Raw genomic sequence first — 25812 nt, 5'->3', positions numbered from 1 at the left:
GCGCAGCCCATCGCGCTCTCCCCCCGAAGATGTGCATCGATCAACAGCAAACCATGTCATACCCAAGACGTGCGCGTTACCGATGTGATTGATGTGAAAATTGAGACTCGCCCGAGGGAGCCGATTCCCCGCCCCGTGCCGGGATCACCGACCGGGTTCAGGCGCCATTTCCCCAGGTGCGCAACGCCTGTAACACGATGTTTACACGTGGCTAATCTCACTTTCCCCTGGTAACCGTCGAATTCGCCCTACTTCGCGGACTAGCCTGTAACAGAAAGATTAAAAAGTTCTCACGGAATCAGGTAGGTGAAAGTTGTCTGTACGCGACCGCGTCGAGGAGATCTACAAGCAGGTACTCCTTCGCAATGCTGGCGAGCCGGAGTTCCACCAGGCGGTCGCCGAGGTCTTCGAGTCGCTCACCGTGGTGCTCGATCGACACCCCAACTACGCCGATGACGCCCTGATCGAGCGCCTCTGCGAGCCCGAGCGGCAGATCATCTTCCGTGTTCCGTGGCAGGACGACAACGGAAACATCCACGTCAACCGCGGTTTCCGCGTGCAGTACAACAGCATGCTCGGCCCCTACAAGGGCGGCCTGCGCTTCCACCCGAGCGTCAACCTCGGCATCGTCAAGTTCCTCGGCTTCGAGCAGATCTTCAAGAACTCCCTCACCGGCCTGCCCATCGGCGGCGGCAAGGGCGGTTCGGACTTCGACCCCAAGGGCAAGTCCGAGTCCGAGATCATGCGCTTCTGCCAGTCGTTCATGACCGAGCTGCAGCGCCACATCGGCGAGTACACCGACGTCCCGGCGGGTGACATCGGCGTCGGCGGCCGCGAGATCGGCTACCTGTTCGGCCAGTACAAGCGCCTCAACAACCGGTACGAGTCGGGCGTCCTCACCGGCAAGGGCCTCACCTGGGGCGGATCGATGGTCCGCAAGGAGGCCACCGGCTACGGCGCGGCGTACTTCGTCGCCGAGATGATGGCCGCGAAGGGCGAGAGCCTCGAGGGCAAGAAGGCCGTCGTGTCGGGCTCCGGCAACGTCGCCATCTACGCGATCGAGAAGATGCACCAGCTCGGCGGCACGGCCATCGCCTGCTCCGACTCCTCCGGCTACATCGTCGACAACAACGGCATCGACCTCGACCTGCTCAAGGAGATCAAGGAGGTCCGTCGCGGCCGCATCTCCGAGTACGTCGACGAGCGCAAGGACGCCCAGTTCTTCGCGGGCGGCAACATCTGGAACGTGCCGTGTGAGATCGCGCTGCCGTGTGCCACCCAGAACGAGCTGGACGACGTCTCCGCGAAGACCCTGGTGAGCAACGGCGTCAAGGCCGTCGCCGAGGGCGCCAACATGCCCACCACCCCGGGCGGCATCGCGGTGTTCCGCGAGGCCGGCGTCGCGTTCGCTCCCGGCAAGGCCGCCAACGCCGGTGGCGTCGCCACCTCCGCGCTGGAGATGCAGCAGAACGCCTCGCGCGACTCGTGGAGCTTCTCCTACACGGACGAGCGCCTGTCGAAGATCATGCGCGACATCCACCACCGCTGCTCCACCACGGCCGAGGAGTACGGCAAGCCGGGCGACTACGTCCTGGGCGCCAACATCGCCGGCTTCGTGAAGGTGGCCGACGCGATGTTCGCGCTCGGCGTCATCTGATCTGCACCGACACCCGGGACGGGCCCGGCATCGCACCACCGCGATGCCGGGCCCGTCCCGTCTCGTCACCCGGTGGCGCGAGCACTTGCGCCGGAACCCGGCGCACACGTCACCGTTCCACTACCGTGTCTCCCCATGACCGCCGACTCCCGGATCGACCGAGTTCGCCTGGGCGACCTGACATTCGACGTCACCGTCGCCGGCCCGGACGACGGGATCCCGATCGTGATGCTGCACGGGTTCCCCGAGAGCTCGGCGGCCTGGCGCCCGATCACCCCACGCCTGCTCGCCGCGGGCATGCGTGTCATCGCACCGAATCAGCGCGGTTACTCCCCTGACGCCCGGCCGCCGGCGGTCGAGGACTACCGCTTCGATCACCTCGTCGACGACGTCGTCGGCCTGCTCGACGCCTACGACCTCGACTCCGCGCACCTGGTGGGCCACGACTGGGGCGCGGCCATCGCATGGCAGGTCGCGGGACGGCACCCGGACCGGATCCGCAGCCTCACCGCGGTGTCGGTGCCGCACGCGGCCGCGATCGGATGGGCCCTGCGCGAGGACGCCGATCAGCAGCGCCGATCCGCTTACGTCGGCCTGCTCCGAGAGGAGGGAACGGCCGAAACGTTTCTGCTCGAAGATGATTCGCGGCGCCTACGCGGGGCGTTCGGCGACGCCACCGACCCGGACCTGATCGAGGAACACGTGCGGCTGCTGTCGCAGCCGGGAGCGCTGACCGCGACGCTCAACTGGTACCGAGCCCTGGTTCGCGCCTTCAGTGACCTGCCGCCGGTGCGGGTGCCGACCACGTACGTGTGGGGCACCGCGGACCCGACCCTGGGCCCCGCGGCGGCGCGGCGGTGCAGCGAGTTCGTCGACGCCCCCTACCGATTCATCGTCCTCGACGGCGCCGGCCACTGGATCCCTGAGGAGAACCAGGACGCCCTGGCCGACGCGATCCTGGCGCGGGTGTCGCTCAGCTGAGGCTCACCCCAGCAACACCTCGAGTTCGTCGACCACCGCGTCGAGCGGACGCGAGGTCCCCTGCGCCTGCGCCATCACCAGCGCACCCTCGAGCGCGCTGACGATCAGCACCGACAGCGAGGCCGCGCGGTCCCGGGCGACGCCGTCGTCGACGAGACTCGCGGCGATCAGCCCGCACCACTCGGCGAACGTGGTCCCCGCGACCTCGCGGGCGCCGCGCTCGGTGCCGAGCGCCGCCGCGACGATCGGGCAACCCGCGGCGTAGTCGGTGGCCTCGAGGCCCCGCCGCCACAGGTCGACGAGTTCCCGCAACGCGGACACGGTGTCGCCGGACACGAGGACCCGGGCCACACCCCGACCGAGATAGGCGGCGGCGGACCTCGTGGCCTCCTCCACGAGCTGGGACTTGCCGTCGGGGAAGTGGTGGTAGATCGATCCGCGCGGGGCGCCACTGTGGGCGAGCACGTCGGTGAACGACGTCGCCGCCACGCCCTGCTCGCGGATCAAGGCGACGGCGCTGTCGATCATCGCCGCGCGCGGACCACCTGCGGGATCCTGCCGCCTCGCCATGTCGTCGCCCTTCTCTCGCACGGTTGCCGGTCGTTGCTATGTATGTTGTCATACCTAGAATCGGATCGTCACCCGTCAGGAGCCGAAGTGACCCAGATTGTCGCACCCACGCACCCGTTCGACGCGGCCGTCGAACTCGTTGCGGCGGAAGGCGCGGGTGTCTTCCGCGGCCACACCTCCCCCGCGTACGCGAACATGGTCGGCCCGTTCGGCGGCATCACCGCCGCGACGCTGCTGCGCGCCGTGCAGCGGCACCCCGAATCCCTCGGCGATCCGCTGTCGTTGACCGTGAACTTCGCGGGCCCCATCGCGGACGGCGAGTTCGAGGTCACGGCGCGCCCGACGCGCACCAACCGCTCGACGCAGCACTGGAACGTCGAACTGACCCAGGACGGCGCCGTCACCACCACCGCCACCGCCGTGTTCGGCTACCGTCGCGAGACGTGGTCGTCCACCGAGATCGCGGCGCCGTCGGTGCCCGCGTTCGACGACGTTGCCGCGCAGCCGTTCCCCGACTTCATCGCATGGGCACGCAACTACGACCTGCGGTTCGTCGAGGGCCCGGTCCCCGCCCCCGAGGACGGCGGCCGGCCCGACTCGACGAGCACCCTGTGGGTCCGCGACAATCCGCCCCGGCCGCTGGACTTCCCGGCGCTGACGTCGTTGTGCGACGTCTTCTACCCGCGGGCCTTCCTGCGCCTGGGCCGGTACCTGCCGGCGGGCACCGTGTCGCTCACGGTGTACTTCCACGCCGACGCGACGATGCTCGCGGCGCAGGCGGACGACGCCGTCCTCGGCTCCGCCCGGGCGCAGCGGTTCGGCAAGGGCTACTTCGACCAGTCCGGCGAGATCTGGGGCCGCGACGGCGCCCTGCTCGCGACGACGCACCAGATGGTCTACTTCAAGGCCTGACCTCCCGTGGCCGAATGTCACACGCGTTCCGTTGGACCGAACCGATGTGGCATTCGGCCATCAGCCCGGGAGCGGACTCGCGACCTCCCGCTCCGGCGCCCGCACCCCCAGTAGCGCGACGAGCCCCACGCCCAGCACCACCAGCAGCCCGACGATGCCGGCGCGGTCGGCACCGAACCACCACGCGAAGAGGCCGAACAGGGTGGGCGCCAGGAACGACACCGCCCGGCCCGTCGTGGCGTACAGCCCGAACATCTGACCTTCGCGTCCGGGTGGAGTGATCCGGGCCAGGAAGGTCCGGGCCGACGACTGCGCCGGGCCGACGAACAGGCACAACAGCAGCCCGAAGATCCAGAACAGCAGGGTCCCGGAGATCACCAGCAGCACGGCACCGACGCCGATCATCGCGGCCAGCGACCCGACGATGACGATCTTGGGCCCGATCCGGTCGTCGAAGCGTCCGGCCACGATCGCACCCAGTGCGGCAACGACGTTCGCGGCGACGCCGAACAGCAGGACGCTGTCGGACGCGAGGCCGTACACGTTGACCGCCAGCACGGCACCGAAGGTGAAGACCCCGGCCAGCCCGTCGCGGAACAGCGCGCTGGCGATCAGGAAGCCGACGGTTCGGCGGTCGACGGCCCACAGTTCGCGCACGTCCCGCCACAGCACCCGGTACGAGTCGACGAATCCGGCCTTGGCGGCACCGGGGTCGGCGGACGTGCGCGGCGCTTCGGGAACCATGAGCAGCACCGGGATCGCGAACACCGCGAGCCACACCGCGGCCAGCAGTGCGACGAGCCGGATGTTGAGCCCGCCGTCGGTGGTGATGCCGAGGAACCCGCGGGTGTTGCCGTCGCCCGCGATGAAGCCGGAGTAGCACACGAGCAGCAGCACGATGCCACCGAAATATCCCATCGCCCAACCGAACCCGGAGACCCTGCCGATGTTCTCCGGCGTCGACACCTGCCGCATCATCGCGTTGTACGGCACGCCGGCGAGTTCGAAGATCACCGACGCGAACCCCAGCAGCACGAGCCCGAACCACAGGTAGCGGTAGTCGTCGACGACGAAGAACATCCCCGCCATCGCCGCCACGGTCAGGAACGTCAGGACCGCGAGCGAGCGTTTGCGTCGGCCCGTCGCATCGAACCGCTGTCCGCTCACCGGCGCCAGCACCGCGATGAAGAAGCCCGCGATGCCCAGCGACCAGCCCAGCCACGTGCTCGCCGACACCGAGCCCGGCAGGTCCTTGCCGACGGCGTCGGTGAGATACACCGAGAACACGAACGTGAGGATGACTGCGTTGAACGCCGCGCCGCCCCAATCCCACAGCCCCCACGCGGCGATCTGTCGTCGCGTCGCCGCCTGACCGATGCCCGCCTCCCGAGCCACGCCGCTGCTCATGGCCGCGAGCCTAACCGCGTGGGGACGCATGTCACCGACGACCGTCGGGGCGCGCCCCGGCTGAACGGCGGCTGCCGGCCGCCCGCGCCTTCTAACGGTCGGCTAAGAATTGACTGACGGTGGCCTAGTTTTCGGCTTCTACCTTGGTCTTCGCCGGAGCCACGAGGGCATTCGGACATCAACTCGAGGAGCTGAGTATGCGCAAGACTTTCACCCAGGGTTCGCTGCACCGTCGCATCGGAATCGCCGCCATGGCCGTGGCCGCAGCCGGCGTGGTCGCGGTGCCCGGTGTCGCATGGGCGAGCAACGGAATCTCGACCGGTTCGTCGGGACCGGTCGCGATCGAGCAGGGCCTGCCGGAACGGACGGGAACGGCGCCCGAGTGCGCGAAGGAGACGGCGCCTGCTGCAATCACGACCGAGGCGATCCAGATCAGCGAGGAGGAGGCGCAAAAGTTGCGCGCCGAGCAGAGCGCTGCCGAGGGCATCGCCGTGACTGTCAGCGTGCCCGCCCAGATCGTCGCGCCCGCCGCTCAGCCCGATCGGCAGGACGCCGTCGCCGACGCCACGTCCTGCTGACGCCTCGGCGCCGCCGGCACCCCGGGTCGGGTGATTGATTCCGCCCGCATCCTGGAAGTCGACGACGACGCGACGGTGCTCGCCGCGTTGGAGCGGGGGCTCCGTCTGTCGGGTTTCGACATCGAGACCGCGGCAGACGGGGTCTTCGCCCTGCGAGCCGTGCGGGCGATGGGCAACCACGTGCCGATCTGGGATGCCGATGAGGATTCCGCTGACGCGGCCTCCCGGCTGACGACCGCTCGGTCTATTCATCCAGTTGCATACTCACCTCGTTGCATACACAATGATGTCGTGGCACTGGAACACGCGATACTCGTCTCCCTCAGCGAGCAGTCCGGCTCGGGGTACGAACTCGCGCGCCGCTTCGACAAGTCGATCGGCTTCTTCTGGAGCGCCACCCACCAGCAGATCTACCGCGTACTCAAGCGGATGGACGACGCCGGCTGGGTCACGGGCGAATCGATCGCACAGGACGGCCGCCCGGACAAGAAGGTGTACCGAGTCGGGGCCGCCGGCCGGGCCGAACTGGCCCGCTGGATCGCCGAGCCCACCGAACCCGGGCACCTGCGAAACGAACTCGCCGTGAAGATCCGCGGCGCCTCGTACGGGGACATGGCATCGCTGCTCGCCGAGGTGCGGCGGCACCGCGACGAGCATGTCGCCCGCCTGGACCTGTACCGCCGCATCGAACAACACGACTTCCCCGGATCCCGTCCCCGCAGCGGCCGCGCCCTGCACCAGTACCTCGTCCTGCGCGGCGGCATCCGTGTCGAGGAGGGGTTCGCCGACTGGTGCACCGAGGTGCTGGAGGCCCTCGCGGCCGAGGCATACCCGGAAGTCCTGACCCGACCGAAAGGCCAGGTATGACTTCACAATTCCCGCACCTGCTCGAACCGTTGGACCTCGGATTCACGACGTTGAAGAACCGCGTGATCATGGGGTCGATGCACACCGGGCTCGAGGACCGCGCGAAGAACACCGCCCGCCTGGCCGAGTTCTACGCCGAACGCGCCCGCGGCGGCGTCGGCCTGATCGTCACGGGCGGCTACGCCCCCAACCGCACCGGATGGCTGTTGCCGTTCGGCGCCAAGCTCACCAACCGGATGGAGGCCCACCGGCACCGCACCGTCACGAAGGCGGTGCACGACGCGGGCGGCAAGATCGCGCTGCAGATCCTGCACGCCGGCCGCTACAGCTACCAGCCGCTGAGCGTCAGCGCGTCGTCGATCAAGGCCCCCATCAACCCATTTCGGCCGAGGCGCCTCACGAGCCGTGGCGTGCGGTGGCAGATCCGCAACTTCGTCCGCTGCGCCCGACTGGCGCAGACAGCGGGATACGACGGCGTCGAGATCATGGGCGGCGAGGGATACTTCATCAACCAGTTCCTGTGCGATCGCACCAACAAGCGCACCGACGAGTGGGGCGGCACGCCGGACAGGCGTCGCCGCATGGCCGTGGAGATCGTGCGGCGGACCCGCGCCGCGGTGGGGCCCAACTTCGTGATCCTGTTCCGACTGTCGATGGCCGACCTCGTCGAGGGCGGGCAGAGCTGGGACGAGATCGTCGCGCTCGCACAGGAAGTCGAGTCCGCCGGGGCGACGATCATCAACACCGACATCGGCTGGCACGAGTCCCGGGTGCCGACGATCGTGACGTCGGTGCCGCGCGCGGCGTTCGTCGACGTCACCGAGAAGCTTGCCGAGCACGTCTCGATTCCGGTCGTCGCGTCGAACCGGATCAACATGCCCGAGGTGGCCGAGGAGATCCTCACCCGCGGTGAGGTGCAACTGATCTCGATGGCCCGGCCGATGCTCGCCGACCCGATGTGGGTGCGCAAGGCCGAAGCCGGCGCGCCCGACGAGATCAACACGTGCATCGCGTGCAACCAGGCGTGTCTCGACCACGCATTCGTGAACAAGCACGTCTCGTGCCTGCTGAACCCGCGCGCCGGCCGCGAGACCGAACTGACGCTGCTGCCCACCCGCCGGAAGAAGAACCTCGCCGTGGTCGGCGCCGGCCCCGCGGGCCTGTCCGCGGCGCTGAACCTGGCCCAGCGCGGTCACGCCGTCACGCTGTTCGAGGCGCGGGACGACATCGGCGGCCAGTTCGGGATCGCGCAGAAGATCCCCGGCAAGGAGGAGTTCGCCGAGACCATCCGCTACTTCCGCCGCCAGCTCGACCTCGCCGGCGTCGACGTGCGGCTCGGCACGCGCGTCGAGGCGGCCGAGCTGATCGCATCCGGCTACGACGAGGTGGTGATCGCCACCGGTGTCGTTCCGCGCGTGCCCGACATCCCCGGCATCGACCACCCGAAGGTGCTCTCGTACGCCGAAGTGGTCCGCGACGGGAGGCCCGTCGGAAAGTCCGTCGCGGTGATCGGCGCGGGCGGCATCGGCGTCGACGTCAGCGAGTTCCTCACGCACGAGCACTCCCCCACCCTCGATGTGAAGGAGTGGAAGCAGGAGTGGGGTGTCACCGATCCCGAGTCGGCGCCGGGCGCGCTCACCACGCCGCAGCCCTCCCCGTCGCCGCGGGAGGTGTATCTGCTGCAGCGCAAGCCCGGACGGATCGGCGCCGGACTCGCGAAGACCACCGGCTGGGTGCACCGGGCCGCGCTGAAGGCCAAGGGCGTCCACGAGATCTCCGGCGTCAACTACGAACGCATCGACGACGCGGGCCTGCACGTCTCGTTCGGCGAGAAGCGGGAGCGACCGCGCACCCTCGCCGTGGATACCGTGGTGATCTGCGCAGGCCAGGAATCGGTACGCGACCTGGCCGACGAGCTGACGGTCGCCGGCATGACGACCCATGTCATCGGCGGCGCCGACGTCGCGGCCGAACTCGACGCCAAACGCGCGATCGAGCAGGGCACGCGCCTGGCGGCGGGCATCTGAGCGCGTGAGCACCGTGTTTCCGTCGACCCGCTACGCTGCACTGTCGTGAGCCTGCCGAATCCCAACCCTGACGCCCGCGCAGTCGTGACCGGCGCTTCCTCCGGCATCGGCGAGGCCCTCGCCGCCGAACTGGCCGCGCGCGGGCACTCGCTGATCCTCGTCGCCCGCCGTGGCGACGTGATGGAGAAGCTCGCCGCCCAGCTGCGCGAGAAGCACGGCGTGGAGGTCGAGATCCGCGCCGTGGACCTGTCCGACCGCGACGGCCGAGCCCCGCTGGTCGCCGAGCTGGCCGAACGCGAGATCTCGATCCTGTGCAACAACGCCGGCATCGCGACGTTCGGCCCGGTCGTCGAGCTCGACCCGAGCTACGAGCGCGACCAGGTCGAGCTCAACTCGGTCGCCGTCCACGACCTGACGCTGGCAGTCCTGCCCGGGATGGTCGCGCGGAAGTCGGGCGCGATCCTCATGGTGGGTTCGGCGGCCGGCAACATGCCGATCCCGAACAACGCGACCTACGCGGCGACCAAGGCGTTCGTGAACACGTTCTCCGAGTCGCTGCGGGGCGAGCTGAAGGGCAGCGGCGTCAACGTCACGCTCCTCGCCCCCGGCCCCGTCCGCACCGAGACCCCGGATCCGGCCGAGGCGTCGATCGTCGACAAGCTGGTCCCGGACTTCCTGTGGATCTCGAGCGAGTACGTCGCCAAGGTCTCGCTCGACGCCCTCGCCGAGAACAAGATGCGGATCGTCCCCGGCATCCTGAGCAAGGGCATGTCGGTGGCCGGACAGTACAGCCCGCGCGCCGTCATCGCGCCCATCGTCGGCACGTTCTACAAGAAGCTGGGCGGCTGAGCCCCGCCGCGTCAACCCCACATCAGGGCCGACTCGGTCGCCGTCAAACAGGTATCAAGACGCGACCGCCGGGCACCGCACCGGCGTACCTCTGAAGGGTGAACCCGCTCCGACCGGATTGCGGGCACCCCCAGGAGTACGCCGGTGACCCTGCTCGACATCTTCCCCTCGCTCCGTGCCGCGATGGCACCGCGACTCGACCCGGCGCTGTGGCCGGTGAACACCAGCCACGACGACCGCGGCCGCATCCGTGTCGGCGGCGTCGCGCTCGACGACATCGCCGACCAGCACGGCACCCCGACGTACATGCTCGACGAGGACGACGTCCGACACCGCTGCCGCACCTACCGCTCGATCTTCCCCGAGGCCGAGATCGCGTACGCGGCAAAGGCACTGATGATCCGGGGTGTCGCGAGCTGGGTCACCCACGAGGGCCTGTCGCTGGACGTCTGCTCGTCCGGTGAGCTCGCGATCGCGCTGTCCGCGGGGGTCGATCCGCGTCGAATCATCCTGCACGGCAACGCGAAGACGGCCTCCGAGTTGCGGACCGCCGCCGACGCCGGGGTCGGGCGGATCGTCGTCGACTCGCACACCGAGATCCGACTGCTCGCCTCCGTCGCCCCCGCACGGCAGAAGGTGCTCGTGCGGGTCACCCCGGGCATCGACATCCACGGCCACCCTGCGGTCACGACCGGCGTCGACGACCAGAAGTCCGGTTTCCCGATCACGGGTGGGCACGCCGACGCCGCGATCCGCCTCGTGCTCGAGCAGCCCAACCTCGAGCTGGTGGGACTGCATTGCCATCTCCGGTCGCAGATCGCCGACCACCGCGTCTTCGGCGCCGCGGTGCAGCGGCTGATCGGCCAGATGGATCAGGCCCGGCGCGACCACGGCCTGATCCTGACCGACCTCGATCTCGGCGGCGGTCACGCCGTCCCCTACCGCCCCGGCGACCCGCAGATCGACCTCACCGAACTCGCGCGCACCATCGACGACGCCCTCGACGACGCGTGCGCCCGCAACCGCTTCCCGCGACCACAGCTCACCCTCGAACCAGGCCGCGCGATCGTCGCACGGGCCGGGGTGACGCTGTACCGCGTCGTGTCGGTCAAGACGGCGCCGAGCGGCCGGATCTTCGCCGCGGTCGACGGCGGCATGAGCGACAACCCGCGCGTCGCGCTGTACGGCGCACGCTACGACGTCGCGGTCGCCAACCGGCACCCGTCGGGCACCCACGTCCCGATGACCGTCGTCGGGCGCTTCTGCGAGGCGGGCGACGTCCTCGCCGCCGACGTCATGCTCCCGGCCGACCTGCATCCCGGCGACGTGCTCGCGGTGCCGTGCACGGGCGCGTACCACCACAGCCTGGCGTCGTCGTACAACTCGGTGGGCCGACCCCCGATCGTGGCGGTGAAGGACGGGAATTCGCGCGAGCTGATCCGGCGGGAATCGGTCGCGGACCTCCTGTCTCGCGACGTCGGACTGTAACCGGGTTCCAGTGAGTGAGACCACGCCCACCGGAGCAGACCACCTGCGCGGATAGTGATGCGCGCCACATCGTCGCTATCCCACCAGGAGGAACCCTGTGAAGACCCGCGCGGCCGTCATCACCGAAGCACCCGGCACCTACAAGGTGGTCGACCTCGAACTCGAAGGCCCTCGTCAGAACGAGATCACCGTCAAGATGGTCGCCTCCGGTCTCTGCCACTCGGACGACCACATCGCCAAGGGCGACCACGGCGTCGGGCGTTACCCGATCTGCGGCGGCCACGAGGGCGCCGGGATCGTCGTCGAGGTCGGCCCACACACCGTCGGCTGGGAGGTGGGCGACCACGTCATCTTCTCGTTCCTCGCAGGCTGCGGCCGCTGCCGTTGGTGCGCCAAGGGCCTGCAGAACCTGTGCGACCGCGGCGCGGCGATCATGACCGGCGGCCGCCCCGACGACCCGAACAGCTACCGCCTGACGCTCGACGGCGCACCCGTCGCGCAGACCTGCGGACTCGGCACGTTCAGCGAATACACCACGGTGAGCATCGATTCCGCCGTCAAAGTTGACAAGGACCTGCCCCTCGAAACCCTGTGCCTGCTCGGCTGCGGCGTGGGCACCGGCTGGGGCGCCGCCGTCAACTCCGCGCAGGTCTACCCCGGCCACACGGTGATCGTGATGGGCGTCGGCGGCATCGGCATCAACGCCGTCCAGGGCGCCGCACACGCCGGCGCGGCGCACATCATCGCGGTCGACCCGGTCGCGTTCAAGCGCGCCAACGCCCTCGAATTCGGCGCCACCCACGCGGTCGCCACGATGGAGGAGGCCACCGACATCGCCCGGTCGTTCACCAACGGCCAGGGAGCCGACTCGGCGATCGTCACCGTCGGCGTCACGACGGGCGAGCATGTCGCGCAGGCCTTCTCGGCGATCCGCAAGGCCGGGACGTGCGTGGTGACGGGCCTCGGCAAGATGGAGGACTTCGGCCTGCCCATCAGCCTGCTCGAGCTGACGCTCTACCAGAAGCGCATCCAGGGCTCGCTCTTCGGCGCCTCGGCCCCCAGCGCCGACATCCCGTGGATGATCGAGCTGTACCAGGCCGGCAAGCTCGAACTCGACAAACTCATCACCACCACGTACAAGCTCGACGACATCGCCCAGGGCTTCGTCGACATGCACGAGGGCAAGAACATCCGCGGCGTCGTCCTGTTCGACTGACCCCGCCGGCACCGGGCGCCGGCGCCGTCCTCAGCGGCGTCGCCGGCGTCCGGTACCGAAGATGCTCCGCGAGACCTCCCGCCCCGCGGCCGACGCCGCCGACAGCAGGAAGCTCTTGACCGCCGCGTTTCCGAGGATCTGTTCGGCGACACTCGGCCCCTCGGGCGCCGGAGACGGTGGCGGAGGCAGGTCCGGAAGATCCTGCAGCGGAGGCACATCCAGATTCGGGTCGACGTCCGGGGCAGCCACCACCTTCGCGGTGAGCTTCTCGTATGCCGATTCCCGATCGATCGTCTGCCCGTACTTGGCGTACAGCGAACTCGCGCCCGCCGCGGCCCGGATCGCGTCGTCTCCGATCGCGTCCATGAGCGAGCGGGGTGGGCGGATCCTGGTCCACGCGACCGGCGTCGGGGCGCCCTTCTCCGACAGCACCGTCACGATCGCCTCACCGGTCCCGAGTGAGGTGAGCGCGTTCTCGAGGTCGTAGTGCGCCGTCTTCGGGTAGGTCCTGACAGTCTTGGTGAGGGCCTTCTGGTCGTCGGGGGTGAAGGCGCGCAGCGCGTGCTGGACGCGGGCCCCCAACTGCGAGAGCACCGCATTGGGCACGTCGGTGGGCAGCTGGGTGCAGAAGAACACGCCCACGCCCTTCGACCGGATCAGCTTCACGGTCTGCTCGACCTGTGCGAGAAACGCCTTCGAGGCATCGGAGAAGAGCAGGTGAGCTTCGTCGAAGATGAAGACCAGCCTCGGCTTGTCGAGGTCGCCCGCCTCCGGGAGCGCCTGGAACAGGTCGGCCAGCACCCACATCAGGAACGTCGAGAACATCGCGGGTCGCGCCGCCTGCGCCCCGAGTTCGAAGAGCGTGACGATGCCCCGGCCGTCCGGCCCCACCCGCAGCAGATCCTCGGTCTCGAACTCGGGTTCACCGAAGAAGGTGTCGCCGCCGTCGGCCTCGAGGTTGACGAGCGCGCGCAGGATGACGCCGGCGGTGGACGCCGACACGCCCCCGATGCCCTTCAGGTCCGCCTTGCCCTCGTCGGACGTCAGGTGGGCGATCACCGCCCGCAGGTCCTTCAGGTCCAGCAACGCCAGGCCCTGCGTGTCGGCCCAATGGAAGATCAGGCCGAGGGTCGATTCCTGGGTCTCGTTGAGCCCCAGAACCTTGCTGAGCAGGATCGGCCCGAAACTCGTGACGGTGGCACGCACCGGGACCCCGATGCCGTCGGTGCCGAGCGAGACGAACTCCACCGGGAACCCGGTGGGCGCCCAGTCGGACTCGCCCGTCTCGGCAGCACGCGCCGTGATCTTCTCGTTCGACTCGCCCGGCCGCGACAGCCCCGCCAGGTCGCCCTTGATGTCGGCCATCACGACGGGCACGCCTGCGGCCGAGAGCTGTTCGGCGATGCCCTGCAGGGTCTTGGTCTTGCCCGTGCCGGTGGCCCCGGCGATGAGCCCGTGCCGGTTGACGGTGGCCAGCGGAATACGCACCCGCGCAGCCGGATCGACGACATCGTCGACAACGACCGTGCCGAGTTCGAGTGCGGCCCCGGCCGATTGGTAGCCGGATGCGATCTCGGCCGCGGCGCCGCCCGGCTCCGCTGCGGCCGAGCCCTCCGACAGGTTCTGGGCAGACTCCATCTCACGCTCCGCGGCCTCCGCGGCAGCCGCCGCCTCGGCCGCGACCCGGGCCGCTTCCTCCGCAGCTGCCTTCGCGATCCTGGCCTTCTCCGCCAGCGACTGGGCGTCGTCCCCCGACCCCGAATCAACCGTCATGAAGCGTCCTCCTCGAAGCAGAAGCGTGCAGGAAGTTCTCCACCGTGGACAATATCCCGAGCTCGCCTGACTACTGTGTTTCTCGTGCAGGACAAATTGGTATGGATCGATTGTGAAATGACGGGCCTTCGGCTCGGTTCGGACAAGCTCATCGAGATCGCCGCCCTGGTGACCGACAGCGACCTGAACATCCTCGGCGACGGCGTGGACATCGTGATCCACGCCGACGACGACGCGCTGGCCTCGATGCCCGACGTCGTCACCGAGATGCACGCGCGCTCGGGCCTCACCGAGGAGGTGCGCGCGTCGGCGGTGACGGTGGCCGAGGCCGAGCAGATGGTGCTCGCCTACATCCGGGAGCACGTGCCTGTTGCCGGCACCGTGCCGCTCGCCGGCAACTCGATCGCCACCGACCGTGGTTTCATCGCCCGCGACATGCCCGAACTGGACTCTCATCTGCACTACCGGATGATCGACGTCAGCTCGATCAAGGAGCTGTGCCGACGCTGGTACCCGCGGATCTACTTCGGTCAGCCCGAGAAGGGCCTGTCGCACCGCGCCCTGGCCGACATCAAGGAATCGATCCGCGAACTGCAGTACTACCGACGCACCGCCTTCGTCGCGGATCCGGGCCCCTCGACCACCGAGATCGCGGCCGTCGCGAAGGAGTTGGGACCGGCCTGACCAGCCGATTGGCACTTTGGTCGATCAACAGGCTAATATTCATCTCGCTGCAGCAACCGGCTCCGCCGGAAGCGACAGCGATGGTGACTGTAGTTCAGTTGGTAGAGCACCAGGTTGTGATCCTGGCTGTCGCGGGTTCGAGTCCCGTCAGTCACCCCGAAGAAACACCCCCCGGCATTGCCGGGGGGTGTTTCTCGTTTGCGTGCGTGTCCCCCGCCCGTCGCCGCCCCGGTCGGCGCACGCCCGCCGGGGTGCGCCGCATCGAACCCTTCAGCCCCGCGTTTCGCGCACTTATCGGTGCCCCGACGGGCTCCGGAGCACCGATAAGTGCGCGAAACGCGGAGTCGCGGAAAATGTGGGCGAGCTCACCTATCGGCTACTCGACGACACAGACAAATGCCCCTGAACAGGAATTTCGCGCAAGTCCCACTCAGCGAGACCTCCAATTAACCGTTTGCTAAATGGGCCCCTACTGTGACCTACAGCATCTCCGATGCACGGCATGACGCATGCCACACCCCCACCCGCATCACACAAAGGAGCATCCCCATGGGTTCTTCCGACGCCGACCTCGCCCTGATCAAGCAGATCCAGCCGGTCGTCTCCGGCATCGGCGGCGTGCTCGCCGGCGCTGGCGCCATCCTGGGTCTGATCGGCGCGATCAACGCGTTCCTCTGATCCGGACCGAGCACTAGCACGGTTCTCAGCAGAGCGGCCGACACCTCACAGGTGTCGGCCGCTCTGCTGTATGTATCTCGAGGTGCATCGGACGGCGTTCCGCTCGTCCGGTAACCGATCAGTCGAACAGCGTGGGGGCGTCGCCGTTGTCCGAGTCGTCGGCCGGGTGTGCCGCGCGCTGCCCGGGCTCCGCCTTGCGGACCACGGTCAGCGTCGTCGTACGGCGCGACAACCGATGCCCGTCCGCGTGCTCGAGTAGCGCCATCCCGTGCCGGACCTCGAGCACCGTCCACGGGCCCGCATGCCCCGCGGCCTGGACGAGATCCCCGACTCCCACCGTTTCCACCGCTGCGCTCCCGTTCCTTCGGACGATTCGGTCGTCCCCAGGATAATCGGCGGCTACGCGTTGCCGGCGCGCCAGGTCTCCCACGGAATGTTCCAGTCGCCGAGGCCTTCCGTGCCCGACAGGGTGCCGCCCACCGTGTCCTTCACGATCACGATGTCACCGCGCTTGGTGTTGTCGTAGATCCACTTCGCGTTCGACGGGCTCAGGTTCAGGCAGCCGTGGCTGGTGTTGGTGTAGCCCTGCTCGCTCACCGACCACGGAGCCGAGTGGAAGAAGATGCCGCTGTACGACATTCGCGTGGCCCAGTCGACGGGCGTGCGATAGCCGGCGGGCGAGTTGACCGGCACGCCGTAGGTGGACGAATCCATCACCAGATGGTCGAACCGGTCGCCGATGATGTAGACGCCGTTGTCGGTCGGGGTGCTGTCCTTGCCCATCGACGTCGGCATCGTCTTCACGTCGCGGCCCGAGACGTTGACGGTGACCTGCTTGGTGTTGTCGTCGGCCGTGATGACGACGGCGTCGCCGATCGTGAACGAGGAGTGCACGTCCTCCTGACCGAACATCCCCTTGCCGAGGTCCCGGCCGTACGCCTTGACGTCGACCGTGACCTTGGTGCCCGGCGCCCAGTAGTTCTGCGGCCGCCAGCGCACCTCACGGTTGTTCAACCAGTAGAACGCGCCCTCGACCGGGGGCACCGTGACGATCTCGATGGCCGCCTCGGCGGCCTTGCGGTCGGGGATGTTCTCGTCGAACTGCACCGCGACCGGCTGCCCGATGCCGACGACGCTGCCGTCTCCCGGCATCACGTAGGGCTTGGTGAGGTTCCCGGGTGCACTCGTCGTGAAGGACGTGGTGGTCGACGTCGAGCCACCGAGCCCGTACGCGTCGGCCTGCAGGGTGTACTTGCGGTTGTAGCCGAGCGGTTCGGTGTTGGTCCACGACAGCCCGTCCGGCGCGACCGCACCCGCGACGACCTTCCCGTCGGGATTGCGCAGGGTCACGTTCGCCAGCCTGCCGTCCCCGACCCGGACCGTGACGGGATCACCGGGCGAGAAGCCGACCGCACCGTCGACGACGGTCGTGGTGAGCTTGGGCTGGATCACCGCGACGAGTGGATTGGAGTCGACCGGCGCGGCGTCCGAGGTCGAGGCGCCGCTGGACGAGATCGTGCAACCCGTGACGAGCATCACCATGCCGAGAGCGGCGGAACCGGCCACGAGCAGGGCCGGCCATCTCGAACTTCTTGCGCCGCCCCCGCGACGACACTCGCGACCGCCCCAGATCTTCATGAAAACCCCACTTCACACTGCACAGACCACACGGCGCGCCCCGTCGGACGCACCCCCGCTCACGGACCGTCAAGCATTCGCGACGTCCCGCGCCATTGCATGATGCCAGGTCGGGCGCCGGCCCCACTCCGACGTGCCGCAGTGGTGAATAACGGTCGAATACCAATCGCCACCTGCGGCTGGAGGGTTACAGAGGGATGGATTTGCTTTCGCTCGAAGCGGTCCGTTAATGTTCTCCTCGCACCGAGCGAGGGACACCTCGCGAAGGCAATGCGCCGCTAGCTCAACTGGCAGAGCAAGTGACTCTTAATCACTGGGTTCGGGGTTCGAGTCCCTGGCGGCGCACGCTAGTTTTCTAGCAGAGCTAGCGCCTATAGCTCAGTTGGTAGAGCAAGTGACTCTTAATCACTGGGTCCGGGGTTCGAGTCCCTGTGGGCGCACCGGAAAGGCCCCCGCACATCGTGCGGGGGCCTTTTTCGTGTCGTATCGGGACGTACCGGGAGCTGCCCGAACAACGAACGGGACATCAGCTACACACGGTCACGCGAACCGTGTGTGCCGATGTCCCGTTCGGGGTCGGTCGCCGATCGATCAGCGGAAGATCTTGCGCAGCACCAGGAGACCGACGACAGCGCCGGCGCCGATGAGCGCCGCCTTCACCGCGGGCTCGTTCAGCTTGGCGAGCACACTGTGCTTGGTCGACTCGACCAGGCGCTTCGGATTGGTGCGGACAGCGAGCACGTCGAGTGTCTGCGCGAGTTGATTGCGGGCATTCTCGATGTCCCGCTCGATGCTCTCGGTGTCCCTGGGCACGTGCGTCCTCCAACTGTCGAATCGGTGCGGCTGTGATGCTGCTGTGCCGGTCACGCTACCGGCAACACTGGACACAACCGTAGAACAGACAGGCGAACGCGGCTCCGCCCGTACCGTCGTACGCCTTCGGTAGCCTCAGTCGCTGTGACGGACAACAGGCTCGCCCCCGGAGACATCGCCCCCGATTTCACGCTGCCCGACGCCGACGGCAACGAGGTGTCGCTCGCCGACTACCGCGGACGCAAGGTGATCGTGTACTTCTACCCCGCCGCGAGCACGCCGGGCTGCACCAAGCAGGCGTGTGACTTCCGCGACAGCCTGGCCGAGCTGAACGAGGCCGGCCTCGACGTCGTCGGCATCTCCCCCGACAAGCCCGCCAAGCTCGCGAAGTTCCGCGAGAACGAGCAGCTGAACTTCCCGCTGCTGTCGGACCCCGAGAAGACGACGCTCACCGCGTGGGGCGCGTTCGGCGAGAAGAAGATGTACGGCAAGGTCGTCCAGGGCGTGATCCGCTCGACGTTCCTCGTCGACGAGGACGGCAAGATCGAGGTCGCGCAGTACAACGTGCGCGCCACCGGGCACGTCGCCAAGCTCCGCCGCGACCTGTCGGTCTGACAGCCGCAAATATCACTTCCGGTCGCCGAGGCCCTGCAGGAACCGGGCCTCGGCGACGGCCAGATTCTCGATCTCCGACGGATCGACGCTCTCGTTCGGGGCGTGGATCAGCGCCTGCGGTTCCTCGACGCCCATCAGCACGATCTCGGCGTCCGGGAACTGCTCGGCCAGCACATTGCACAGCGGGATCGTCCCGCCCTGCCCCGCCACCGCGACGTCCGCGCCGTACGCGGACCTCAGCGCCGACATCAGCGCCGTGTAGCCGGGGCCCGACGTCCGTGCCCGGAACGGCGCGCCGACCGACTCCCGCTCCACCGTCACGTGCGCACCCCACGGCGCCGCCTTCTCCAGGTGCGCGACGAGGGCGTCCTGGGCGCGCTGCGGATCCATCCCGGGCGGCACACGAAGGTTGAGGCGCGCCGCCGCGCGGGGCTGGATCGCCGCCGCGGACCCCACCACCGGCGGCGCGTCGATCCCGAGGATCGTCAGGGCCGGACGCGCCCACACCGCGTCGGCGACCGACCCCGACCCGGTGAGCCGCACCCCGTCGAGCACGCCGGCGTCCTCGCGGAACTGCTCCTCCGGGTACTGGGCGCCGTCCCAGTCCTGCGCGGTGTCGAGTCCGTCGACCACCGTGTTGCCGCCGTGGTCCCGCAGCGTCGAGAGCATCTGCACCAGCGCCGCGAGCGCGTCCGGCGCCGATCCCCCGTACATACCCGAATGGAGTTCGCCCGCGAGGGTCTCCACGTGCACCACGACGTTCGCGATGCCGCGCAGACTCGTCGTGAGCGTGGGGGCACCCACCGCGACGTTCCCGGTGTCGGCGATCACGACGACGTCGGCAGCGAACAGCTCGGGCCGCTCCTGGACGAGCTTCTCGAGCCCGCCGGTCCCCATCTCCTCTGAACCCTCCGAGACGATGCGGACACCGACGGGCAGCGACTCTCCCGACGTGGTCAGCGCCCGCAGGGCCAGCAGGTGCATGACGAGATTGCCCTTGCAGTCGGCGGCTCCGCGCCCGTACCAGCGCCCGTCGCGCTCGGTCAGCTCGAACGGCGGCGTCTCCCACAGCGCCTGATCACCCGCGGGCTGCACGTCGTAGTGGCTGTACAGCAGCACCGTCGGCGCACCCTCCGGGCCGGGCTGGTGCCCGACGACAGCCGTCGATCCGTCGGAGGTCTCGACAAGCTCCACGCGTCCGATGCCGGCGGCCCGGAAGGCGTCGGCCACCCAGTTCGCTGCACCCGTGCACTCCTCCGGTGGCGCCTGGCGCGCGTCGGCGATCGACCGGAAGGCCACCAGCGCAGCGAGTTCCTCCCGGGCTGTCGGCATGAGCTGCCGGATCCGGTCGCGGATCCGATCCGACGGTTCCACCACTGCTACCTCCATCGATCGCGAAGACGGGTCGGTTCAGAGCCTACGAGTCCGAGTCTCCGTGCGCCGCGCGGTTCGCCGACGGTTCGTACTGTCTGACGAGACGTTCCACGCCGTCGAGGACAAGTGTGAGAGCAAACCGGAAATCCGCGTCCTGCCATTCGACGTCGTCCTCGCTGAATCCCCCGCCCCTCACCGCGGACAGGAGCGCAGGAAACCTCGCGGGGTCGAGCACCCTCGACAGCACCGCCGAGTAGCTGTCGGATTCGGAATCGACCTGCAGGTCGGCCGTGAACCGCGCCCTGCCGATGACGTGCACCGACACGTTCAACGCGACCTTGACCTTGAGCGGCTCGGGAAGCCCGGTCGACCCGAGGCAACGAAGTGCCGCCTCGAGCCAGGCCATGTTGTTGGGCCCGAACGGCGCACCGGTGATCGGTAGCCGCAGCCACCACCGGTGCTGCATCAGGACGTCGTATTCGGCACGCGCCCACAATTCGAGACCCTCGCGCCAGCCCAGATCGGCCGGGATCTCCGGCGGCGATCCGACCACGCGATCGGCGATCAGTTCGAGAAGCTCGTCCTTGCTCTGGACATACCGGTAGAGCGACATCGTCGTGAAGCCCAGCCGCTTCGCGACCCGGGACATCGACAACGCCGCCACACCCTCCTCGTCCGCGAGAGCGATTGCGGCGTCGACGATCTCGTCGAGAGTCAGGCCCCGCTTGGGGCCTCGACTGCCCTCCTCGCCCAGACCCCACGCCAGCTGCACCATCCGCGGCAGTGCCACGTCCTCGGTCGCGTCCATCCGCGCTGCCGCTCCTCACCTCCGCGCCTGCGGACTCTTGCGCTCATCCTAAAACTGCGTATGGTCTAAACAGTTGTGTACGTCATACACAGTTTCGAGAGGGGAGATCGATGAACCGACCACAGCGCGCACACGCCGTCTCCGTGACCGGCCTGCGCAAGACCTTCGGCGACCGAACGGTGCTCGACGGGGTCGACCTGCACGTGCCGGCAGGGACCGTGTACGCCCTGCTCGGCGCCAACGGGGCCGGCAAGACCACCACCGTCCGCGTGCTGTCGACGCTGCTGCCGTTCGACGCCGGAGACGTCGAGGTAGCCGGCCACCCCCTGCCGTCCGCCGCCCGAGCGGTACGCGCCGACATCAGCGTCACCGGCCAGTACGCGTCCGTCGACAAGCTGTTGACCGGGCGCGAAAACCTCGCGCTGATGGGCGAACTGCACCACCTCGGCCGCCGCGAGGCCCGACTCCGCGCGGAGGAACTCCTGCGCACGTTCGATCTGGTCGACGCCGCCGACCGCCGCGCCGACACCTACTCCGGCGGCATGCGCCGACGCCTCGATCTGGCGATGAGCCTGGTGGCACGGCCCAAGGTGCTGTTCCTCGACGAACCGACCACGGGACTCGACCCGCGCAGCCGCCGGGACATGTGGGACATGGTCCGCGAACTGGTGCGCGAGGGCACCACGATCGTGCTCACGACGCAGTATCTCGACGAGGCGGACGAGCTCGCCGACCGGATCGCCGTGCTCGACGGCGGCCGGATCGTCGCCGAGGGGACCGCCGACGAACTGAAACGACTCGTCCCCGGCGGCCACCTCGAGGTGAGGCTCCACGACGCCGCCCAGGCGGCCCGGGCGGGCGCCGCGCTGCCTGGGGCCGGAGTCGACCTCGACACGTCGACGCTGACGATCCCGACCGACGGCAGCATCCGATCGCTCAAGGAACTGCTCGACGCTCTCGACGACCCGGAGCTGTCCGTCGAGACCTTCAGCCTGCACACCCCCGATCTCGACGACGTGTTCTTCGCGCTCACCGGCACCGCACTCGAGGAGGAACTCCGATGACCACCGCGACCGATCCGCGCTACGCGTACACCGCGCTCGGCGATTCGTGGGCGATGCTGCGCCGCAACCTCGTCCACGTCACCCGCAGTCCCGACACGATGCTGATGGCCCTCGCGCTTCCGATCATGCTGATGCTCCTGTTCGTCTACGTCTTCGGTGGCGCGATCGACACGGGCAGCGCGTACATCGACTACGTCGTGCCCGGCATCGTGCTGCTGTGTGCCGCGTTCGGGTCGTCGACCACCGCGGTGAGCGTGTCGACCGACATGACCGACGGCATCATCGACCGGTTCCGAACGCTGCCGATCGCCCCCTCGGCGGTCGTCAACGGCCACGTCCTGGCGAGTGTCGTGCGGAACCTGATCACGACCGCCGTCGTCGTCGGGGTCGCCCTCCTCCTGGGGTTCCGCCCCACGACGGACCCGCTGCGCTGGCTCGGCACGATCGCGCTCGTCGCACTGTTCGTCCTCGCGTTGTCGTACGTGTCCACCGCCCTGGGACTGCTGGCCGCGAATCCCGAGGCCGCCGGGGGCTTCACCTTCGCAATCCTGTTCCTGCCGTATGTGAGCAGCGCGTTCGTGCCCACCGACACGATGCCGACATGGCTGCACTGGTTCGCCGCCAACCAACCCGTCACACCGATCATCGAGACCGTGCGCGGGCTACTCACGGGGACGCCCATCGGCGACAGCGCCTGGTGGGCCGTCGGATGGTGCGGTGCGATCACGGTCGTGGGTTTCGTCGCCGCGACCACGCTGTATCGCCGTCGGACCTCGCATTAGCGGTACCGCGGGAAACACCAGAACGGGAACTTCGTCGAATCCAGCGCAAAAGACCGATAACCTGTGCTCGTGGAGTCCACTACCAGCCGCCGTCTGCACCGCAGGGCGGACCCCGCGCTGGAGGTCGATAGCGACCCCCAGGAGCTGATGCCCCGGCGGCGCCCGACGCAGGAACGCAGCCGTCGTAAGTTCGACGCGCTTCTGACCGCGTCCCGCGAACTCTTGGTCGACGTCGGATTCGAATCGTTCACGTGCGAGGAGGTCGCGGCGCGCGCCGACGTCCCGATCGGCACCCTCTACCAGTTCTTCGCGAACAAGTACGTGATCGTGTGCGAGCTCAACCGCCAGGATCTGGTCGGCGTGCAGCAGGAACTCGAGGCGTTCGACGGCGAGGTGCCGTCGCTGGACTGGCTGCGTTTCCTCAACAAGTTCGTCGACCACATGGCCGGGCTGTGGACGTCGGATCCGTCCCGGCGCGAGGTGTGGCTGGCGATGCAGTCGACGCCGTCCACGCGCGCGACCGGGGTGATCCACGAGAAGGAGTTCGCCGAGCAGGTCTCCCGCATGCTCGCGCCGCTCACCCCGCACACGCCGCGCGAACGCCGCAAGATGATGGCCGAGGTCCTCGTCCACGTCGTGTACTCGATGCTGAACTTCTCGGTCCAGGACGGCCAGAGTCACGCCGACGCGGTCACCGAACTCAAGCGGCTGATGGTCGCCTACCTGCTCGTGGCGGAGAAGGAATCCCGTTCGAAGTGAAGCCGATTCGGCCCTGACACCGCCGGCAGCGGGTCAGCGGCGGCGGGCCGGCACCTCCGCGACGTCGTCGTAGCCGCCACGGACGGCGCCTCGGGTGCGCACCGCCGCCACCGCGGTGATCCCCGCCGCGACGAAGATCATGATCGCGGAGACGAGCAGCGCGGTGTCCAGGCCGGCGTGGAACGCCTTGTAGGTGGCGTCGATGACCTGGTCGACGATCGGGCCGTAGGCCGACGACGCCTGCTGGTCGCCGCCCGCCGGCACCGCGCCGGTCTTGATGGCGTTGATGACGATGGACTGGAAGTTCGCCGGGATGTCCAGGTCGTCGAGACGGCCGGTGAGGTCGGATGTCATGTGCGAGTTGACGAGTGATCCCAGGGCCGCGACACCGACGACGGCACCGATCTGACGCATCGTGTTGGTGGCCGCTGCGGCCATGCCCGAGTGCGCCGCCGGGACACCGGACAGGACGGCGGACGTCAACGGCACCACCGCGACCCCGAACCCGACGCCCGCCACCGCCAGCGCCGCCGTGAGCGGCAGGAAGGACGGCTCCCCGCTGAGGGCCGCGCGTGTGAGGAGGATGCCGACCGCGCCTACCACGCAGCCCACGAACATCGGCACGGCGGCCGAACTGCGCGCCACCCACGACCCGCACAGCACCGAGCCCACCACGATCGCCACGGCCATCGGGGTGAACATCGCGGCGGCGTGCAGCCCGGAGTACGCGTACACCTCTTCGAGATAGAGCGCCGTGAAGAAGAAGATCGAGAACACCCCGAAGTACACGGCGAACGCCACGATCAGCGCGCTGCGCACCATCGGCGGGCGCAGGTAGCGGAAATCGAGCATCGGGTTTCGCACCCGCAGCTCCACGACGATGAAGGCGACGAGTGCCACCGCACCGACGACGAAGAGCGTCACGACCGACGGTGCGGCGTAGCCGACGTTCTCGCCGGAGATCCCGGCGTAGATCACGCACCCCAGGAACATCGAGCCCAGCACGAAGCCGGCGAGGTCGAGCGGGCCGGGCTGCGGGTCGGCGCTCTCCGGGACAAAGCGCACGGCCGCGACCAACAGCACGACACCGAGCACGAGGTTGAACCAGAACACCGCGCGCCAGTCGTAGGTGCCGACGAGGATTCCGCCGACCACCGGGCCCAGCGCCAGGGCGAGCCCCGACACCCCCGCCCACACGCCGAGGGCCCGCGCCCGCTCGCTCCGGCCGGGGAAGACGTGCCGGATCACCGAGAGGGTCCCCGGCTCGGAGGCCGCTGCCCCGACCCCCATCACCGCCCGGCCGACGATCAGCAGGGCCACCGTGGAGGCCGCCGCGGAGATCACCGAGCCGAGGCAGAAGATCGCGATGCCGGCGACCATGACACGTTTGCGCCCCCACCGGTCGCCGAGCGAACCGGCCGTGAGCATCAGGCTCGCGAACACCAGCGTGTACGCGTTGACGACCCACTGCAGCGACACCACACCGGCATGGAGGTCGGACTGCACGCTACCGAGGGTGACGCTGACGATCGTGGTGTCGAGGAACGTCAGGAAGAGCACAGCGCACACGGTGGCGAGCGCGGCGCGCTGTCCCGACGCCGTGCCCGACCGTGCGGTGACGCCGGGCCTCATCGCGGGCTCAGCTCGGGGCGGCCGGCGAGGTCGTGGGCTGTCCGGGCTGTCCGCACACCGGCGGCGGGTTCCCCTGGAGGGTCAGCAGGTCGCAGAACGATGCCTGCGCCACCTTCCAGTGACCGTCCACGTAGACCGCCTCCCCCATCTGGTCGACGAGGACCGGCTGCCCGTTCAGCGACACGGTGTAGAAGACGGTGGCGTGGCCGGGCGCGTCGAGGTCGACCTTCGTGACGGTCGCGGTCGTACCCTGCGCGATGGGCGACGCCGCCTGCGCGTTGATGACGTCGGCGAACGCCTGGCCGTTCTGGACGAGCGTGATCTTCTGGTCGCCGGGGGTGCTGCCCGAGAAGAAGGCGACGAACGCGTCGCCGGCGGCCTTCGAGTCGCCGGACATCGCGGCCGTTCCCGACATCGTGGTGGACGGTGTCGACGTGCCCGACGAGTTGTCGTTCGACGAACCACACCCCACCGCTGCCACCAACAACACCGCGCCGAAGGCCAGCGCGCTCGCGGCTCTCATCGCGCCGATCGGGCCACCGGTTCGGTTCCTCGGTGTCGAATCACGCATGTCACGTCCCCTTCCGTCGTCGTCCAGCAGATTTCGAACGGTCTTCGAACGCCTCGGGGCGGCTTCCGA

25 protein-coding genes and 3 tRNA genes are annotated in these 25812 nt (G+C 68.7%); 18 read left to right on the top strand and 10 right to left on the bottom strand.

Annotated elements, in window-relative coordinates:
• Positions 1–313 precede the first annotated feature (313 nt).
• Complete coding sequence (gdhA, locus tag ABI214_RS23145; protein ID WP_348604771.1) at positions 314–1657, top strand: NADP-specific glutamate dehydrogenase; 1344 nt, start codon at positions 314–316, stop codon at positions 1655–1657.
• 135 nt (positions 1658–1792) lie between these two features.
• Positions 1793–2638, top strand: coding sequence for an alpha/beta fold hydrolase (locus ABI214_RS23140; protein ID WP_348604770.1), 846 nt, complete (start codon positions 1793–1795; stop codon positions 2636–2638).
• 3 nt (positions 2639–2641) lie between these two features.
• Here ABI214_RS23140 and ABI214_RS23135 read toward each other — a convergent pair whose 3' ends face one another.
• Positions 2642–3208, bottom strand: coding sequence for a TetR/AcrR family transcriptional regulator (locus tag ABI214_RS23135; RefSeq protein WP_348604769.1), 567 nt, complete (start codon positions 3206–3208; stop codon positions 2642–2644).
• 87 nt (positions 3209–3295) lie between these two features.
• Between ABI214_RS23135 and ABI214_RS23130 the strand changes: the two genes are divergently transcribed.
• Positions 3296–4120 carry an acyl-CoA thioesterase gene (locus ABI214_RS23130; RefSeq protein ID WP_348604768.1) on the top strand — a complete coding sequence of 275 codons (825 nt, stop codon included), beginning with the start codon at positions 3296–3298 and terminating at the stop codon, positions 4118–4120.
• Positions 4121–4180: 60 nt separating this feature from the next.
• On the opposite strand, the gene ABI214_RS23125 is transcribed toward ABI214_RS23130, so the two are convergent.
• Positions 4181–5527 (bottom strand): MFS transporter, encoded by a 1347-nt coding sequence (locus ABI214_RS23125; RefSeq protein WP_348604767.1) that lies wholly within the window; start codon positions 5525–5527, stop codon positions 4181–4183.
• A gap of 197 nt (positions 5528–5724) precedes the next feature.
• Here ABI214_RS23125 and ABI214_RS23120 point away from each other — a divergent pair, with 197 nt between their 5' ends.
• The 6 genes from ABI214_RS23120 to ABI214_RS23095 all read left to right on the top strand — a co-directional run bounded on the left by ABI214_RS23120 (position 5725) and on the right by ABI214_RS23095 (position 12552).
• Complete coding sequence (locus ABI214_RS23120; protein WP_348604766.1) at positions 5725–6105, top strand: hypothetical protein; 381 nt, start codon at positions 5725–5727, stop codon at positions 6103–6105.
• A gap of 291 nt (positions 6106–6396) precedes the next feature.
• A complete protein-coding gene (locus ABI214_RS23115) occupies positions 6397–6972 on the top strand; it encodes a PadR family transcriptional regulator (RefSeq protein ID WP_348611961.1) in 576 nt (191 codons plus the stop codon).
• Positions 6969–8999: an NADPH-dependent 2,4-dienoyl-CoA reductase gene (locus ABI214_RS23110; RefSeq protein ID WP_348604765.1), complete on the top strand. Its 2031-nt coding sequence runs from the start codon at positions 6969–6971 to the stop codon at positions 8997–8999. The genes ABI214_RS23115 and ABI214_RS23110 overlap by 4 nt, the downstream gene beginning before the upstream one ends.
• 45 nt (positions 9000–9044) lie before the next feature.
• Positions 9045–9848: a mycolate reductase gene (gene cmrA / locus ABI214_RS23105; protein WP_348604764.1), complete on the top strand. Its 804-nt coding sequence runs from the start codon at positions 9045–9047 to the stop codon at positions 9846–9848.
• Positions 9849–9992: 144 nt separating this feature from the next.
• Complete coding sequence (gene lysA, locus ABI214_RS23100) at positions 9993–11336, top strand: diaminopimelate decarboxylase (protein WP_348604763.1); 1344 nt, start codon at positions 9993–9995, stop codon at positions 11334–11336.
• Positions 11337–11433: 97 nt separating this feature from the next.
• A complete protein-coding gene (locus ABI214_RS23095) occupies positions 11434–12552 on the top strand; it encodes an NDMA-dependent alcohol dehydrogenase (RefSeq protein WP_348604762.1) in 1119 nt (372 codons plus the stop codon).
• Between the two features lie 30 nt (positions 12553–12582).
• Here the strand turns inward: ABI214_RS23095 and ABI214_RS23090 are convergent, their stop codons facing one another.
• The gene (locus ABI214_RS23090) at positions 12583–14325 is read right to left on the bottom strand and encodes a helicase HerA-like domain-containing protein (RefSeq protein ID WP_348604761.1); all 1743 of its coding nucleotides are present in this window, start codon (positions 14323–14325) and stop codon (positions 12583–12585) included.
• Between the two features lie 84 nt (positions 14326–14409).
• Here ABI214_RS23090 and orn point away from each other — a divergent pair, with 84 nt between their 5' ends.
• The 3 genes from orn (at position 14410) to ABI214_RS23075 (ending at position 15687) form a co-directional block, all read left to right on the top strand.
• The gene (gene orn, locus ABI214_RS23085) at positions 14410–15009 is read left to right on the top strand and encodes an oligoribonuclease (RefSeq protein ID WP_348604760.1); all 600 of its coding nucleotides are present in this window, start codon (positions 14410–14412) and stop codon (positions 15007–15009) included.
• An 83-nt stretch (positions 15010–15092) separates the two neighbouring features.
• A tRNA-His gene (locus tag ABI214_RS23080) sits at positions 15093–15165 on the top strand.
• Positions 15166–15558: 393 nt separating this feature from the next.
• Entirely contained in the window at positions 15559–15687 is a 129-nt protein-coding gene (locus tag ABI214_RS23075; RefSeq protein WP_280762565.1) for a hypothetical protein, read from the top strand.
• Positions 15688–15805: 118 nt separating this feature from the next.
• On the opposite strand, the gene ABI214_RS23070 is transcribed toward ABI214_RS23075, so the two are convergent.
• Both ABI214_RS23070 and ABI214_RS23065 read right to left on the bottom strand, forming a co-directional pair.
• Positions 15806–16033 carry a hypothetical protein gene (locus ABI214_RS23070; protein WP_280762566.1) on the bottom strand — a complete coding sequence of 76 codons (228 nt, stop codon included), beginning with the start codon at positions 16031–16033 and terminating at the stop codon, positions 15806–15808.
• Positions 16034–16086: 53 nt separating this feature from the next.
• Positions 16087–17325 carry a L,D-transpeptidase gene (locus tag ABI214_RS23065; protein ID WP_408586337.1) on the bottom strand — a complete coding sequence of 413 codons (1239 nt, stop codon included), beginning with the start codon at positions 17323–17325 and terminating at the stop codon, positions 16087–16089.
• Between the two features lie 272 nt (positions 17326–17597).
• Between ABI214_RS23065 and ABI214_RS23060 the strand changes: the two genes are divergently transcribed.
• Together ABI214_RS23060 and ABI214_RS23055 are read left to right on the top strand one after the other, a co-directional pair.
• A tRNA-Lys gene (locus tag ABI214_RS23060) sits at positions 17598–17670 on the top strand.
• A gap of 22 nt (positions 17671–17692) precedes the next feature.
• Positions 17693–17765 (top strand) — tRNA-Lys (locus ABI214_RS23055).
• A gap of 151 nt (positions 17766–17916) precedes the next feature.
• Here ABI214_RS23055 and ABI214_RS23050 read toward each other — a convergent pair.
• The gene (locus tag ABI214_RS23050; protein WP_280762567.1) at positions 17917–18138 is read right to left on the bottom strand and encodes a DUF3618 domain-containing protein; all 222 of its coding nucleotides are present in this window, start codon (positions 18136–18138) and stop codon (positions 17917–17919) included.
• A gap of 144 nt (positions 18139–18282) precedes the next feature.
• Here ABI214_RS23050 and bcp point away from each other — a divergent pair, with 144 nt between their 5' ends.
• The gene (bcp, locus tag ABI214_RS23045) at positions 18283–18753 is read left to right on the top strand and encodes a thioredoxin-dependent thiol peroxidase (RefSeq protein WP_348604759.1); all 471 of its coding nucleotides are present in this window, start codon (positions 18283–18285) and stop codon (positions 18751–18753) included.
• Positions 18754–18765: 12 nt separating this feature from the next.
• On the opposite strand, the gene ABI214_RS23040 is transcribed toward bcp, so the two are convergent.
• Together ABI214_RS23040 and ABI214_RS23035 are read right to left on the bottom strand one after the other, a co-directional pair.
• Positions 18766–20130 (bottom strand): dipeptidase, encoded by a 1365-nt coding sequence (locus ABI214_RS23040; protein ID WP_348604758.1) that lies wholly within the window; start codon positions 20128–20130, stop codon positions 18766–18768.
• Positions 20131–20170: 40 nt separating this feature from the next.
• On the bottom strand, positions 20171–20935 hold the full coding sequence (locus ABI214_RS23035; RefSeq protein WP_348604757.1) for a TetR/AcrR family transcriptional regulator: 765 nt from the start codon (positions 20933–20935) through the stop codon (positions 20171–20173).
• A gap of 110 nt (positions 20936–21045) precedes the next feature.
• On the opposite strand from ABI214_RS23035, the gene ABI214_RS23030 reads away from it, so the two are divergent.
• The 3 genes from ABI214_RS23030 to ABI214_RS23020 all read left to right on the top strand — a co-directional run bounded on the left by ABI214_RS23030 (position 21046) and on the right by ABI214_RS23020 (position 23540).
• Positions 21046–21999, top strand: a complete 954-nt coding sequence (locus tag ABI214_RS23030) for an ATP-binding cassette domain-containing protein (RefSeq protein WP_348604756.1) — start codon at positions 21046–21048, stop codon at positions 21997–21999.
• Positions 21996–22781, top strand: a complete 786-nt coding sequence (locus tag ABI214_RS23025) for an ABC transporter permease (RefSeq protein ID WP_348604755.1) — start codon at positions 21996–21998, stop codon at positions 22779–22781. The genes ABI214_RS23030 and ABI214_RS23025 overlap by 4 nt, the downstream gene beginning before the upstream one ends.
• Before the next feature lie 147 nt (positions 22782–22928).
• A complete protein-coding gene (locus ABI214_RS23020) occupies positions 22929–23540 on the top strand; it encodes a TetR/AcrR family transcriptional regulator (RefSeq protein ID WP_408586524.1) in 612 nt (203 codons plus the stop codon).
• 33 nt (positions 23541–23573) lie between these two features.
• Here ABI214_RS23020 and ABI214_RS23015 read toward each other — a convergent pair whose 3' ends face one another.
• Together ABI214_RS23015 and ABI214_RS23010 are read right to left on the bottom strand one after the other, a co-directional pair.
• Positions 23574–25172, bottom strand: a complete 1599-nt coding sequence (locus tag ABI214_RS23015) for an MFS transporter (RefSeq protein ID WP_348604753.1) — start codon at positions 25170–25172, stop codon at positions 23574–23576.
• Positions 25173–25179: 7 nt separating this feature from the next.
• A complete protein-coding gene (locus ABI214_RS23010) occupies positions 25180–25695 on the bottom strand; it encodes a hypothetical protein (RefSeq protein WP_348604752.1) in 516 nt (171 codons plus the stop codon).
• Positions 25696–25812 lie beyond the last annotated feature (117 nt).

It is taken from the genome of Prescottella soli (assembly GCF_040024445.1).
In the GTDB taxonomy this organism is placed as follows: Bacteria; Actinomycetota; Actinomycetes; order Mycobacteriales; family Mycobacteriaceae; genus Prescottella; species Prescottella soli.
Note: the sequence above shows the minus strand (reverse complement) of the source record. Positions and strands in the feature narration are given on the sequence as shown.